14 protein-coding genes and 1 tRNA gene are annotated in these 13,764 nt (G+C 67.5%); 12 read left to right on the plus strand and 3 right to left on the minus strand.

The features are described from left to right. Positions 1-10: 10 nt before the first annotated feature. On the minus strand, positions 11-844 hold the full coding sequence (mutM, locus tag PX653_RS24540; RefSeq protein ID WP_277415265.1) for a bifunctional DNA-formamidopyrimidine glycosylase/DNA-(apurinic or apyrimidinic site) lyase: 834 nt from the start codon (positions 842-844) through the stop codon (positions 11-13). 111 nt (positions 845-955) lie between these two features. On the opposite strand from mutM, the gene PX653_RS24545 reads away from it, so the two are divergent. The 12 genes from PX653_RS24545 (at position 956) to PX653_RS24600 (ending at position 11,969) form a co-directional block, all read left to right on the plus strand. Continuing rightward, positions 956-2,785 carry a tetratricopeptide repeat protein gene (locus tag PX653_RS24545; RefSeq protein ID WP_277415266.1) on the plus strand — a complete coding sequence of 610 codons (1,830 nt, stop codon included), beginning with the start codon at positions 956-958 and terminating at the stop codon, positions 2,783-2,785. 7 nt (positions 2,786-2,792) lie between these two features. Beyond that, positions 2,793-3,410, plus strand: coding sequence for an outer membrane lipoprotein LolB (locus PX653_RS24550; protein WP_277415267.1), 618 nt, complete (start codon positions 2,793-2,795; stop codon positions 3,408-3,410). Beyond that, a complete protein-coding gene (gene ispE, locus PX653_RS24555; protein ID WP_277415268.1) occupies positions 3,407-4,309 on the plus strand; it encodes a 4-(cytidine 5'-diphospho)-2-C-methyl-D-erythritol kinase in 903 nt (300 codons plus the stop codon). Before PX653_RS24550 ends, ispE begins: the two co-directional genes overlap by 4 nt. A 70-nt stretch (positions 4,310-4,379) precedes the next feature. After that, positions 4,380-4,456: transfer RNA gene (locus tag PX653_RS24560), tRNA-Gln, on the plus strand. A gap of 142 nt (positions 4,457-4,598) precedes the next feature. Beyond that, positions 4,599-5,549: a ribose-phosphate pyrophosphokinase gene (locus PX653_RS24565; protein WP_137315776.1), complete on the plus strand. Its 951-nt coding sequence runs from the start codon at positions 4,599-4,601 to the stop codon at positions 5,547-5,549. 160 nt (positions 5,550-5,709) lie between these two features. Next, positions 5,710-6,306: a 50S ribosomal protein L25/general stress protein Ctc gene (locus PX653_RS24570; RefSeq protein ID WP_277415269.1), complete on the plus strand. Its 597-nt coding sequence runs from the start codon at positions 5,710-5,712 to the stop codon at positions 6,304-6,306. 79 nt (positions 6,307-6,385) lie between these two features. Continuing rightward, positions 6,386-6,820 carry a YeeE/YedE family protein gene (locus PX653_RS24575; RefSeq protein WP_277415270.1) on the plus strand — a complete coding sequence of 145 codons (435 nt, stop codon included), beginning with the start codon at positions 6,386-6,388 and terminating at the stop codon, positions 6,818-6,820. 1 nt (position 6,821) lies between these two features. Further along, positions 6,822-7,241, plus strand: a complete 420-nt coding sequence (locus PX653_RS24580) for a YeeE/YedE family protein (RefSeq protein WP_277415271.1) — start codon at positions 6,822-6,824, stop codon at positions 7,239-7,241. Positions 7,242-7,281: 40 nt separating this feature from the next. Further along, positions 7,282-7,866, plus strand: coding sequence for an aminoacyl-tRNA hydrolase (gene pth, locus PX653_RS24585; protein WP_277415272.1), 585 nt, complete (start codon positions 7,282-7,284; stop codon positions 7,864-7,866). 14 nt (positions 7,867-7,880) lie between these two features. After that, a complete protein-coding gene (locus PX653_RS24590) occupies positions 7,881-9,500 on the plus strand; it encodes a sensor domain-containing diguanylate cyclase (RefSeq protein ID WP_277415273.1) in 1,620 nt (539 codons plus the stop codon). A 121-nt stretch (positions 9,501-9,621) separates the two neighbouring features. Beyond that, positions 9,622-10,713 (plus strand): redox-regulated ATPase YchF, encoded by a 1,092-nt coding sequence (gene ychF / locus PX653_RS24595; RefSeq protein ID WP_277415274.1) that lies wholly within the window; start codon positions 9,622-9,624, stop codon positions 10,711-10,713. Positions 10,714-10,847: 134 nt separating this feature from the next. Then, a complete protein-coding gene (locus PX653_RS24600; protein WP_277415275.1) occupies positions 10,848-11,969 on the plus strand; it encodes a Fic family protein in 1,122 nt (373 codons plus the stop codon). Between the two features lie 4 nt (positions 11,970-11,973). Here the strand turns inward: PX653_RS24600 and PX653_RS24605 are convergent, their stop codons facing one another. After that, entirely contained in the window at positions 11,974-13,197 is a 1,224-nt protein-coding gene (locus tag PX653_RS24605; RefSeq protein ID WP_277415276.1) for a glycosyltransferase, read from the minus strand. Beyond that, positions 13,198-13,728 carry a nuclear transport factor 2 family protein gene (locus PX653_RS24610; RefSeq protein ID WP_277415277.1) on the minus strand — a complete coding sequence of 177 codons (531 nt, stop codon included), beginning with the start codon at positions 13,726-13,728 and terminating at the stop codon, positions 13,198-13,200. It abuts the gene before it with no gap. Between the last annotated feature and the right edge of the window lie 36 nt (positions 13,729-13,764).

Here is a 13,764-nt window from a genome sequence, read left to right on the forward strand (position 1 = left end):
GTGTCCCGCCTTATGTTTGGCACTTGCTGCAATAGAAAGTGGAGCGCTGGCCCTGCTTGATCTGGCGCACCGGCGTGGCGCACACGCGGCACGGCACGCCGGTGCGGTCGTACACGAAGTACGATTGCTGGAAGTAGCCCGACTGGCCGTTCACGCTGATGAAGTCGCGCAGCGTGCTGCCGCCCTGGACGATGGCCTCGGCCAGCACGTCGCGGATGGCCTGCGCCAGCTTGTCATAGCGCGCCCGGCCGATGCGCCCGGCCGGCGTCTTCGGATTGATGCCGGCGCGGAACAGGCTTTCCGAGCAGTAGATATTGCCGACGCCGACGACGATGTCGCCCGCCAGCAGCACCTGCTTGATGGCGGCGCTGCGCCCGCGCGTCTGGCGGTACAGCAGCTCACCCGTTAAGTCCGGGCCCAGCGGCTCCACGCCCAGGCCGCGCAGCAGCAGGTGGGCATCGACGTCGCCGTCGTCCTTCGGGTGCCACAGCACGGCGCCGAAGCGGCGCGGGTCCGTCATGCGCAGCACCTGGCGGCCCTCCGCGCCCTCGACGACCAAGTCGAAATGATCGTGTTTCTCCGGCGGCACGCCCGGCGGCAGCACGCGCAGGTGGCCCGACATGCCGAGGTGGATGATCAGCGTGCCGTGTTCGAACTCGACAAGGAGGTACTTGCCGCGCCGGCCCGTTGTCACGACGGTGCGGTCGGCCAGCACCTCGGGCAGGCAGGCGGGGAAGGGCCAGCGCAGGCCTGCCCGCCGCAGCACGACGTCGCGCACGGCACGGCCTTCGATATGGGGCGCGACGCCGCGCCGGGTCACTTCAACTTCTGGCAGTTCTGGCATGGATGACTTCGTCTGCGATGCTTCTGGTAAGCATCTGTTACACGTGCAAATGTCGCAAGCGGTGCGTTGGGCGTAAAATCAGGGATCGAGCCCGACTTTGCAGGATCACCCTTGAAAAACGCATTCGCCATTGTAACGCTGTCGGCCCTGCTGTCCGCTTGCGCTGTTGCGCCACAAAAACAGGCGGCCGCACCGGAGCCCGAATCCGCGCTGTCGCCGCCGGACACCGCCGCCACGGCCGTTGCCGCGGCAACCAAGCCGGATGGCGAGCCGGACGGCGAGCCGGACAACAAGCTGCCGGCCGTCGAGCTGACGAGCGACCTGTTCTATAAACTGACGAAGGCCGAGCTCGATTTCAAGCGCGGCCAATGGCAAGGCGCGTACGTCAGCATGATGGTGCTGGCGCAGCAGACCCGCGACCCGCGCCTGGCGCGCCGCTCCGCCGAGATGGCGCTGGCGGCCAAGCAGGGCAACGAGGCCCTGGCGGCGATCCGGCTGTGGCGCGAGCTGGCGCCGGAGTCGGACGACGCCGTGCAGTATTTCCTGGGCTTTTCCGTGCTGGGCGACGACCTGACGGAGTCCGAGCAGGTGTTCGCGCAGCGCCTGAACGGCGCGCCGGCGCACGCGCGCGGCCTCGTCATGTTCCAGATGCAGCAGTATCTGCTGCGGGCAAAGGACAAGGCCGCCGCGTTCGCGCTGATGGAGCGCGTGCTGGCGCCGTATGCCGGCATGATGGAAAGCCACCTGGTGCTGGCGCAGGGCGCCTTTGCCGCCGACGACAAGGAGCGCTCGCTGCGCGAGGCCCGGCGCGCCCTCGAATTGAAGCCGGACTCCGAGCTGGCCGTGCTGACGCTGGCGCAGGTGCTGGGCGACGTCGACGCGGTGGGCCAGCTGTTCGGCGGCTTCCTGGCGAACAATCCCGGCGCGCGCGAAGTGCGGGCGGCGTATGCCCGGCTGCTGGTGGAGCAGAAACGCTACGACAAGGCGCGCGCCCAGTTCGAGGCGATCCTGAAGGAGCAGCCGGACAATCCCGCCACGCTGTACGCGCTGGGCATCATCTCGGTACAGGCCAACGACCCGCAGGCGGCCGAGCAGTACCTGCGCCGCCACGTCGACCTGGTGCGGAGCAGGGATGACGGCAAGGATGACGGCGAGGGCGAGCAAGAGGGCGGCGGGGCGAAGGCGCTGATGCTGCTGTCGCAGATCGCGGAAGAGCGCGGCGACATCGATGGCGCGTTGGCGTGGCTGGCCAAGATCGACAGCACCGACCCGCGCCTGTCCCTGACGGCACAGCTCAAGCGCGCCCACCTGACGTCGAAGAAGGGCGACCTGGAAGGCGCGCTCAAGCAACTGCGCGCCATCCCCGCCATGGACCCGGCCGAACAGGCCGAGGTGGCGCAGACGGAAGGACAGCTGCTGCGCGACGCCGGCCGCGGCGCCGAGGCCTACGCGCTGCTGGCGCAGGCCGTCAAGCGCTTCCCCGACAGCCCGGACCTGCTGTACGACTTCGCGCTGGCGGCCGAGAAGCAGGGCAAGCCGGAAGAGATGGAGGCGGCCTTGCGCAAGGTGATGGAGGCCGTGCCGGACAACCACCACGCCTACAATGCGCTGGGCTACTCGCTGGCCGAGCGGGGCGAACGGCTGGAGGAAGCCTATGCGCTGATCGAGAAGGCGCTGTCGATGGCGCCCGGCGATCCGTACATCATGGACAGCCTGGGCTGGGTGCAGTTCCGCATGGGGCGCCTGAAGGACGCGGAGCAGACCTTGCGCCGCGCCTATGCACTGCGCAACGACGCGGAGATCGCCGTCCACCTGGGCGAGGTGCTGTGGCAGCAGGGCGAGCGCACGGAGGCACAGAAGCTGTGGCGCGAGGCCCGCGCCAAGGACCCGAAGAGCGACGCGCTGCGCGACACGCTGGCGCGCCTGAACACGAGTTTATAAGGACGACATGAAGCACCCGATTTCCCTTCTCCTGCTGGGCACCGCGCTGCTGGCCGGTTGCGCCACCTCCCCGACGGGGCCGTTGTCGACGGCTGCCGTCGCGCCCTACAGCGAGACGGTGGCGCTGGAAGGTTCCCTCAGCGTCAACTACGTCAAGGAAGGCAAGCGCGAGTCGCTGTCCGGCAAGTTCACCTGGCAGCAGCAGGGGCCGCGCACGGACGTGACCCTGTCTTCGCCGCTGGGCCAGCAGATCGCCGCCATCACCGTCACGCCGCAGCAGGCCACCTACCGCGAAGGCAACGAGCCGCCGCGCAGCGCGCCCGATATCGACACGCTGTCGGCCCGCACGCTGGGCTGGCCGCTGCCGGTGTCCGGCCTGCGCGACTGGCTGCAAGGCTATGCCACCGCGGCTGGCGGCCAGCGCTTTGCCGCCAGCCCGGCCCACAGCAACGTGACGACGGCGGACGGCTGGCAACTGCAGTTCGACGCCTGGCAGGACGGGGACATCGGCAAGAGCAGCGCGCCGCCGAAGCCGCGCCGCATCATCGCCCGCCGCGGTCCCGGCGGCGACATCGAGGAAATCGAGATCCGCATCGCGATCCGGCCGGCGGCGAGCGCGTCATGAGGCAGTTGCTGAACTGCCCCGCGCCGGCCAAGCTGAACCTGTTCCTGCACGTGACGGGCCGGCGGGCCGACGGCTACCACCTGCTGCAGACGGTGTTCCAGCTGATCGACCGGGGCGACGTGCTGCACTTCACCTTGCGCGACGACGACGCCATCCGCCGCGTGACCGACGTGCCGGGCGTGCCGGAGGAGCAGGACCTGATCGTGCGCGCCGCGCACAAGCTGCGGGCCGAGGCGATCCGCCGCACGGGCCGCACCCCGCCTGGCGTGGACATCGCCATCGACAAGATCCTGCCGATGGGCGGCGGGCTGGGTGGCGGCTCGTCGGATGCGGCCACGACCCTCATGGCGCTGAACGCGCTGTGGCAGGCCGGCCTGTCGCGCCAGGAGCTGATGGACCTGGGGCTGCCGCTGGGCGCCGACATCCCGTTCTTCGTGTTTGGCCGCACGGCATTCGCGGAAGGCGTGGGCGAGGCGCTGCAGGCCGTGGACGTGCCGGCCTGCTGGTACGTCGTCATCGAGCCGGGCGTGGCGGTGCCCACCGCAAAGATTTTTACGTCGGAACATTTGACAAGGAACACGCCGCTCGTCATAATGTCGGACTTTTCCAGCTACCTCGCAAAACGAAACGGTTTGCAGGGATTTGGAAGGAACGATTTGCAACAGGTGGCCACCCGCTTGTTCCCGCCGGTAGCAGAGGCGGTAGAATGGTTGGGTGGATACGGCGATGCCAGGATGACTGGCTCCGGAGCTTGTGTGTTCTGCGCGTTCGACAGCGAGGAACAGGCCGATGCGGTACTTGCGAAAGTGCCCGGCGCCTGGAACGGCTGGAAGGCAAAAGCGCTGCAACGCCATCCGCTGCTGGATATGTCGCCAAGCACCGAAAGTTGTGAAGCGTAAAAAGATTTGGCTTTACGTTGGAAGTGCAGTATAATGCTCGCCATCTGACGGAAAGCAGTCAGTCAAGAGTAGGGGAATCGCCAAGCTGGTTAAGGCACCGGATTTTGATTCCGGCATACCAAGGTTCGAATCCTTGTTCCCCTGCCACCCTTTTCTTCGGTCTGTCGATGCGCAGGCATCCAGCCGAAAAAAATAAAAAAATGCCCCTGCCGAGCTGGGGCTTTTTTATTCCGCGCCGGATTCGATCCGGTGGTATTTCAAGTTCAATGCTTACCTTCCTGGGACTCCCATGGCTTACGAAAACCTGATGGTTTTTACCGGCAACGCTAATCCTGCGTTGGCAGAAGGGGTCGCAAAAAATCTCGGCATCCCCCTTGGCAAAGCGGTCGTTTCGAAATTCTCGGACGGCGAAGTAATGGTCGAAATCAACGAGAACGTCCGCGGTAAAGACGTCTTCGTGCTGCAATCGACCTGCGCGCCGACCAACGACAGCCTGATGGAATTGATCCTGATGGTCGATGCCCTGAAACGCGCATCCGCTGGCCGCATCACGGCCGCCATCCCTTACTTTGGTTATGCCCGCCAGGATCGCCGTCCGCGATCCGCCCGCGTGGCCATCTCGGCAAAAGTCGTCGCCAACATGCTGGAAGAAGCCGGCGTCGAGCGCGTCCTGATCATGGACCTGCACGCCGACCAGATCCAGGGCTTCTTCGATATCCCGGTCGACAATATCTACGCATCGCCGATCCTCCTGGGTGACCTGCAGAAGAAAGACCACCAGGACCTGCTGGTCGTGTCGCCGGACGTCGGCGGCGTGGTCCGTGCCCGCGCGCTGGCCAAGCGCCTTGGCTGCGACCTGGCGATCATCGACAAGCGCCGTCCGAAAGCCAACGTCTCCGAAGTGATGAACATCATCGGCGACGTGGAAGGCCGCAACTGCGTCATCATGGACGACATGGTCGACACGGCCGGTACGCTGGTCAAGGCGGCCGAAGTCCTGAAGGAACGCGGCGCCAAGAAAGTCATCGCATATTGCACGCACCCGGTGCTGTCCGGCCCGGCGATCGACCGCATTACCAATTCGTCGCTGGACGAACTGGTCGTGACGGACACGATTCCGCTGTCCGACGCCGGCAAGGCCTGCGGCAAGATCCGTCAACTGACCTGCGCACCGCTGCTGGCAGAGACGTTCAAGCGCATCATCAAGGGCGATTCCGTGATCTCCCTGTTCGTCGACTAAGTCGCCCGAACATCAGCAATCCAGGCGGCGCGCCGGTTTCGACCGGCGCGCCGCCGATGTTTTATCCGGCGGTCGCAACTGACTGCCGATTTCGAAGCCATCCTGGTCGCGGGAGGCTTTATAACCGTGGGCGCGAGCCCCGACTCTTTTGGAGTATCAAATGAAAGTTGTTGCATTCAAACGCGAACTGCAGGGCACGGGTGCGAGCCGCCGCCTGCGTATTTCCGGCCAGACCCCTGGCATCATCTACGGCGGTACCGAAGCCCCTGTGACGATCGCCCTGGACCACAACGCGCTGTACCACGCGCTGAAGAAAGAAGCGTTCCACGGTTCCGTGCTGGACCTGGAAATCGACGGCAAAGTACAGAAAGTGCTGCTGCGCGACTTCCAGATGCACGCATACAAGCAACTGGTCCTGCACGCTGACTTCCAGCGCGTCGACGCGAACCAGCCAGTGCACGTCAAAGTGGCACTGCACTTCGAAAACGCCGACGTTTCCCCAGCAGTGAAACTGCACGGCGCGACGATCAGCCACGTGGCCAACGAGATCGAAATCTCGTGCCTGCCATCGGCCCTGCCGGAGTTCATCTCCGTCGACCTGTCGAAAATGGACGTCGGCACCACGCTGCACATCAACGACCTGACGCTGCCGGAAGGCGTCACCGCCATCACCCACGGCAACAACCTGACGATCGCTACCGCTTCGGTACCGGCCGGCCAGGTGTCCGCCGACGCGGCTGCCGAAGAGAAGAAGTAATCCCAACGCCGCGGCAACGCGGTGGTCGGAACGAAAAACCCTGCCGCGGCAGGGTTTTTTTTCGTTCATACTGGCGGCCATGACTATCGACTGGCTCCACTTCACTCCCTGGACGTCGCTGGCCGGCGGCCTGCTGATCGGCGCGGCCGCCGCGCTGCTGATCCTCTTGAACGGGCGCATCGCCGGCATCAGCGGCATCGTCGGCGGCCTGCTGCGCGCGCCGCGCGCGGACCGGCGCTGGCGCCTTGCCTTCCTGGCCGGCCTGCTATTGGCCGCACCGCTGTGGCGCGGCGTCGCCCCGCTGCCCGGCGTGCATCCCGTGGCGGGCGGCGCAGCGGTGCTGCTGGCGGGCCTGCTGGTCGGCTTCGGCACGCGCCTGGGCGCCGGCTGCACCAGCGGCCATGGCGTCTGCGGCCTGGCGCGGCTGTCGCCCCGCTCGCTGGCGGCCACCGCCACGTTCATGCTGGCCGGCGCCGTCATCGTGTTCGTGCTGCGCCACCTGGTGGGCGCCTGACATGCAGAATCTGTTCGCCCTGCTGGCGGGCCTGCTGTTCGGCACCGGCCTGATCCTGTCCGGCATGACCGATCCCGCCAAGGTCACCGCGTTCCTCGACGTGGCTGGCGCGTGGGACCCGTCGCTCGCCTTCGTCATGGGCGGCGCGCTGCTGGTGGCGCTGCCGGCTTTTTACGTGGCACGCCGGCGCGGCGCCACGCTGGCCGGGGCACCGCTGCAGCTGCCGGCCGCGCAGCGGATCGACCGGCCCCTGCTCGTGGGCAGCGCGATGTTCGGCGCCGGCTGGGGCCTGGCCGGCTACTGCCCCGGGCCCGCGCTGGCGTCGCTGACGATGGACGACGGCGCACCCTGGCTCTTTGCCGTGGCGATGCTGGCGGGGATGATGCTGTACGAAGCGCGGCAATGGTGGCGTGGGCGCTGAAACTCCGCGATAATCGCGGTTTTCCCCCCATGCGCATCCCATGACCCTCCGCCTGATCGTCGGCCTCGGCAACCCCGGTGCCGAATACGAACAAACCCGCCACAACGCCGGCTTCTGGCTGGTCGACAACCTGGCGCGCGGCCTGCCGGGCACGTTCCTGCAGCGCGAAAGCCGTTTCAATGCGCTGGCCGCGAAGACGTCGATCGGCGGCCAGGAGGTCTGGCTGCTGGAGCCGCAGACCTACATGAACCGTTCCGGCCAATCGGTCGGCGCGCTGGCGCGCTTCTTCAAGATCAATCCGGACGAGATCCTCGTCGTGCACGACGAACTGGACCTGCCGCCCGGCGCGGCCAAGCTGAAGAAGGGCGGTTCGTCGGGCGGCCATAACGGCCTGAAGGACATCACGGCGGCGCTGGGCACGCAGGATTACTGGCGCCTGCGCATCGGCATCGGCCACCCGCGCACCTTGAACCTGACGCAGAACGTGGCCGACTTCGTGCTGCACCGGCCGCGCCGGGAGGAGCAGTTGCTGATCGACGAGGCGATCGAAAAGAGCCTGAAGATCATCCCGCTGGCCGTCGCGGGCAGGATGCCACAGGCGACGATGGAGCTGCACAGCGCCTGAGCCCTCCCGATCCCATGAAACCCAAGGGCCTTGTCGTCCTCCGGCGCCTGCTGCGCTGGCGTATCCTGCTGCGCCTGGCGCTGCTCGCGTTGCTGGCGCTGGCGTCGCTGGCCATCGTCTGGCTGGCGTACACCGGTATCCGGGAGCGCGAGATCGCGCGCCTGCAGGCCAACGCGGATGGCCGCATGCGGCATCTGTCGGCGTTGCTGCTGGCGCCCGCGGAGCGCTACAGCTACCTGCCCAACCTGCTGGGCAACTACCGCATCCTGAACGATGCGCTGGGCGCGCCACGCGATGTGACCCGAGCGCGCGGGGCCAACCACTTCCTGCGCCAGCTCAACGAACGTACCGGCACGTCGCTGATGTATTTGCTGGACCTGCACGGTACGACGATCGCGGCCAGCAACTGGGACGCGGCGGACAGCCTGGTGGGACGCAACTATGCGTTCCGGCCCTACTTCACCAATGCGTTGCGCGATGGCGAAGCCCGCTTCTTCGCGATGGGCGTCACGTCGCGCAAGCCAGGTTATTACCTGGCGTACCGCGTCAAGGAGCGCGGCACGACGCTGGGCGTGGCCGTCGTCAAGATCGACCTGCACCTGCCCGACCTGGGCGACAGCAGCGCCGAAATGCTTGTCACGGATGCCGCCGGCGTGGCCTTCCTCAGCTCCCGGCCCGACTGGAACTACCGGCCCATCTGGCCCGTGACGGCGGCGGCGGCGGCGCAGTTGCACCGCACGCGCCAATATGAGGGCGTGCTGAAACCGCCGCTGGCGCCCGCGGCGGGGCGGCAACTGGCGACGGGCGGACAGATCGTCAGCCTGCGCGGGAGCGACGGGGCGACGTCGGCCTGGCTCATCGTGCGCCGCCGCATCGCCGATTCGGAATGGAGCGCCAACCTGCTGATACCGATGGCGCGCGTGGAGGACATCGCGCGCGTGGGGGCGTTGACGGCTGCCGCCGGCATCGCGCTGCTGCTGATGCTGGCCGTGCTGCTGGCGCAGTGGCGCAGCCGCGCGCGCGAACGCGTGCGCTCGCGCCGCCGGCTGGAGCGGGCGCACCGTGCGCTGGAGCTGCAGAACGACGAGCTGCGCCTGCTGAGCGAAGAGCTGCGCCGCAAGGCGATCACGGACTGCCTGACGGGCATGGCCAACCGTGCCTTCTTCCTGGACAGCGCGACGGCCATGGTGGGCATCGCCAAGCGGCACGGTACGCCGCTGTCGCTGCTGCTCATCGACGCCGATCACTTCAAGCGCATCAACGACGATTTCGGCCACCCGGCCGGCGACGCGGTGCTGCGACTGCTGGCGGCCGTGCTGACGGCGCAGACGCGCGAGGGCGACGTCGCGGCCCGCTATGGCGGCGAGGAGTTCATCGTCGCACTGCCGCACACGGCCCTGCGTGCCGCCGGCGAACTGGCCGAACGCATCCGCGCCCGCATCGCCGCCCAGCCGGCGCCACCCGGGATGGCGGGCTTGCGCATCACGGTATCGATCGGCGTGGCGCAGTACCGGCCGGAAGAGCCGGACATCGGCGAGACCATCTGCCGCGCCGATGCGGCGCTGTATGCGGCCAAGCATGCGGGGCGCGATTGCGTGCGGGTGGACGGGGTGGAGCCGGTCGCCACCGTATGATTTTTGCCCGTTGGGGCGGGGCGCAAACGGGATATCGGGGCCCGGCGGGCGCTATAATGCGCGTATTACCGGCCCCTGCGTTCGCGCCCGGCGGCGGCATTCACATTTCACAAGGAATTCCATGAGTCTCAAATGCGGCATCGTCGGCCTGCCCAACGTCGGCAAGTCCACCCTTTTCAACGCGCTGACGAAGGCCGGCATCCCGGCCGAGAACTACCCGTTCTGCACGATCGAACCGAACGTGGGCGTCGTCGAGGTGCCCGATCCGCGCCTGAAGCAGCTGGCGGAAATCGTCAAGCCTGAACGCATCGTCAACGCCATCGTCGAGTTCGTCGATATCGCGGGCCTGGTCGCCGGTGCGTCGCAGGGCGAAGGCCTGGGCAACCAGTTCCTCGCGCACATCCGCGAAACGGATGCCATCGTCAACGTGGTGCGCTGCTTCGAGGACGAGAACGTGATCCACGTGGCCGGCAAGGTCAGCCCGCTGGACGACATCGCCGTCATCCAGACCGAGCTGGCGCTGGCCGACATGGGCACCGTCGAGAAGGCGATCCACCGCGAGAACAAGAAGGCCCGTTCCGGCGACAAGGACGCGGCCAAGCTGGTCGCGCTGCTGGAGAAGATCATGCCGGCCCTGAACGACGCCAAGCCCGTGCGCGCGCTGGGCCTGTCGCAGGACGACATGGAGATCATCAAGCCGCTGTGCCTGATCACCGCGAAGCCGGCCATGTACGTGGCCAACGTGTCCGACAGCGGCTTCACCGACAACCCGCTGCTGGACCAGCTGACCGCCTACGCCAAGGAACAGAACGCCCCGATCGTCGCCATCTGCGCCGCGATCGAAGCGGAAATCGCCGACCTGGAAGACGAGGACAAGACGGCCTTCCTGGCCGACATGGGCATGGACGAGCCGGGCCTGGACCGCCTGATCCGCGCCGGCTTCAAGCTGCTGGGCCTGCAGACCTACTTCACGGCCGGCGTCAAGGAAGTGCGCGCCTGGACGATCCACGTGGGCGACACGGCACCGCAAGCCGCGGGCGTCATCCACACCGACTTCGAACGTGGCTTCATCCGCGCCCAGACCATCGCCTTCGACGACTTCATCGCCTACAAGGGCGAAGCGGGCGCCAAGGAAGCGGGCAAGATGCGCGCCGAGGGCAAGGAGTATGTCGTCAAGGATGGCGATGTGCTGAACTTCCTGTTCAACGTCTGATTTTTCCGATGTCACGGAAGCCGCGTCTCGACGCGGCTTTTTTTTCGACCTCCTGCGGCGAATACTGTGCTAATCGCCGCACTGCTTGCGGCGAATGTGCGGCCTGTGCGGCGATTCCGTGTCATAATCGCCGCATGGACTGCGGCGATTATCGTTACATCTGGGAATCTCCCGACTGGCCGGACTGGCGCTATGACCTGGCGGCCCTGGCCGAGCCGATGGCGCGCGTCAGCCGGGCGCAGGGCGTGCTGCTGGGGCGCCTGGCCGACGTCGGGCTGGGGCTGCGCGACCAGGCCAGCCTGTCGGCCTTGACCGACGACGTGCTGAAAACCAGTGAAATCGAGGGCGAACGCCTGAACGTCGCCGCCGTGCGTTCCTCGCTCGCGCGCCGGCTGGGCGTGGACATCGGCTCGCTCGCGCCGGTCGACCGTAACGTCGAGGGCGTCGTGGCAATGATGCTGGATGCCACCGCCAACAGCCCCCAGCCGCTGACCGCCGAGCGGCTGTTCGGCTGGCATGCCGCCCTGTTTCCGACCGGGTGGTCGGGCCTCAGCCGGATCGACACGGGCCGCTGGCGCCAGGATGCGGAGGGGCCCATGCAGGTCGTCTCCGGTCCCGTGGGACGGCAGACCGTGCATTTCGAGGCGCCGCCGGCCGCGCATCTGCCGGCCGAACTGGCCAGGTTCCTGGCCTGGATCGAAACGCCGGAGCCGGCCGAACCGGCGCTGCTCCGGGCCGGCCTGGGCCACCTGTGGTTCGTCACGCTGCACCCGTTCGATGACGGCAACGGCCGCATCGCCCGCACCATCGGCGACCTGCTGCTGGCCCGTGCGGACGGCAGCCCGCAACGCTTCTACAGCCTGTCGGCGCAGATCCAGCGCGAACGCGACGCGTACTACGACATCCTCGAGCGCACCCAGAAGGGAACGCTGGACGTCACGGCCTGGCTGCTGTGGTTCCTGCGCATGCTGGAGCAGGCCGTGGCGGCGGCGCACGGCACGGTGGACATGGTGCTGACCAGGGCGCGGCTGTGGCAGCGCCTGCACGGCGCCGCGTTGAACGAACGCCAGGTGCGGGTGCTGAACCGCCTGCTCGACGGCTTCGAAGGGAAACTCACCAGCGGCAAATGGGCGGCGCTGGCGAAGTGCTCGTCCGACACGGCGCTGCGCGACATCACGGAACTGGTCGCGCTGGGCGTGCTGCGGCGCTCCGGCGCCGGCGGCCGGAGCACGAGTTACGAACTCGCGCCGGCTTGAGCAGCTACTCGAGCACGAAGCGCTTCTGCGCCGGCAGGCAGATGCGCTGCAGGTCGTAGCCGTCGACGACGGTCCGGCGCGCCGCTTCGCGCAGGTGCGCCAGGCTGGCGCGGCGCTCCAGCGCATCGGCGATCGCCGCCGCCAGCGCCTCGTGGTCGAAGAAGTCCGTCAGCAGGCCGTTCTCGCCATGCCGGATGACTTCTTCAACGGGCGCCGTGCGTGAACCGACGATCAGGCAGCCGGCGCTCATCGCCTCCATCAGGGACCACGACAGCACGAACGGGTACGTCAGGTAGGTGTACACGGCGGAGACCTGCATCAGCTGCGTCAACAGCTCGTGCGGCAGGCGGCCGACGAAGTGCACGCGGCGCATGTCCAGCCGCGCCGCCACCTCGTCGCGGAAGATCGTCTTCCATGTCTGGCCCGGCGGCGGCGCGGCGCCGTAGCTGGTGCCGTCCGATCCCACGATGACGATGCGGGCGTTCGGCCGCAGGCGCTGCAGCGTGGGCAGCGCGCGCATGAAGGTGTGGTAGCCGCGGTAGGGTTCCAGCTGGCGCGCGACGAACGTCACCACTTCGTCGCCCGGCTTGAGCGTGACGCGGGCACCGGCCAGGCTGACGCGGGCCTCCGGGTTGGGGCGGAAGCGCGCGGTGTCGATGCCGTCATGGATGACGCGGATGCGTTCGCGGAACCACGCGGGGTGCCGGTCGCGCTGGAACAGCGTGGGCGACACCCCCGCGTCGGCGGCCGACATCGCGTGCAGCAGGTGCGTGTTACGCAACCGCATGCGCTGCAGGCTGGCCAGTCCCGGCGGGGCGGAAAATTCCGGATCGAAGTGGGTATCGCCGCCTTCGCTCTGGTAATAGTATTCGGCGTACACCAGCAGTTTCGCGCGCGGGAACACATCGCGCACGAACAGGCCTTCGCCCCAGCCCGGATGGACGAACACGATATCGGGCGTGAAGCCGTCCGCCTTCAGCCGCGCCAGCTCGGCCGCGCTGGACTCGCCGCGCAGCAGCTTGCCGTACAGGTCCTTCAGCTGCGGCAATTGCCGGTGGGCCTCGGCCGGCACGTGCACCTGGTGGCGCAGGTAGCGCACGCCCGGCAGCGGCTCGCCTTTGTCCGTCATCCCCAGCGCCACGACTTCGTGGCCATCCGCGGCCAGCGCCGGCGCCAGGTGGCGGAACTGGCCCGGGAAGTTCTGGTGGATGAAGAGGATGCGCGCCATTTACTTTGGCGCCTTGCCTTCGTACTCGGCGATCGCCTTGGCGAAGCCAGCGTTGAGCGCGTTCGGCACGGCCATCGAAAGCTGGTAGTGCTCGATGAGGAAGCCATCGCCCGTATTGCGCAGCACGCCGCTGGCCTGGCAGGTGCCCATCTGCGTGGTCAGCTGTTCGTCGAACCACACGTAGCGCCGGTCGGGCGAGTAATACACATTGCGCTTCTGCGCCGTGAAGGCCCAGGCCTTCTTGCGCTCCCAGAACGGCCGGGCCCAGGCCTTGAACTGGTCGCGCGTCCAGATCTCGCTCTTGTCGGTACCGATGTAGACGCCGTGCGGCGCGATCTTGTCGAAGTAGGCCGGCCGCGTGTGGGCCGCGTCGTCGTGCCAGCCGTCGACGAAGGCGTTGACCTGGCGGACGAACGCCGCGTCGGACGCGGGCGCGGCAACCGCCGGTGGCTCGGCGGCGTGGCCGGACAGCGGCAGGGACAACAGCACGGCGGCAGCCGCAAGGGTGGAGCAGGCGAGCGCTCGCGTCATCGTGGTCTCCGGTTGAGCTGGGATTGCGCAGAATAC

This window comes from Pseudoduganella chitinolytica, from assembly GCF_029028125.1.
Classification (GTDB): Bacteria; Pseudomonadota; Gammaproteobacteria; order Burkholderiales; family Burkholderiaceae_D; genus Rugamonas; species Rugamonas chitinolytica.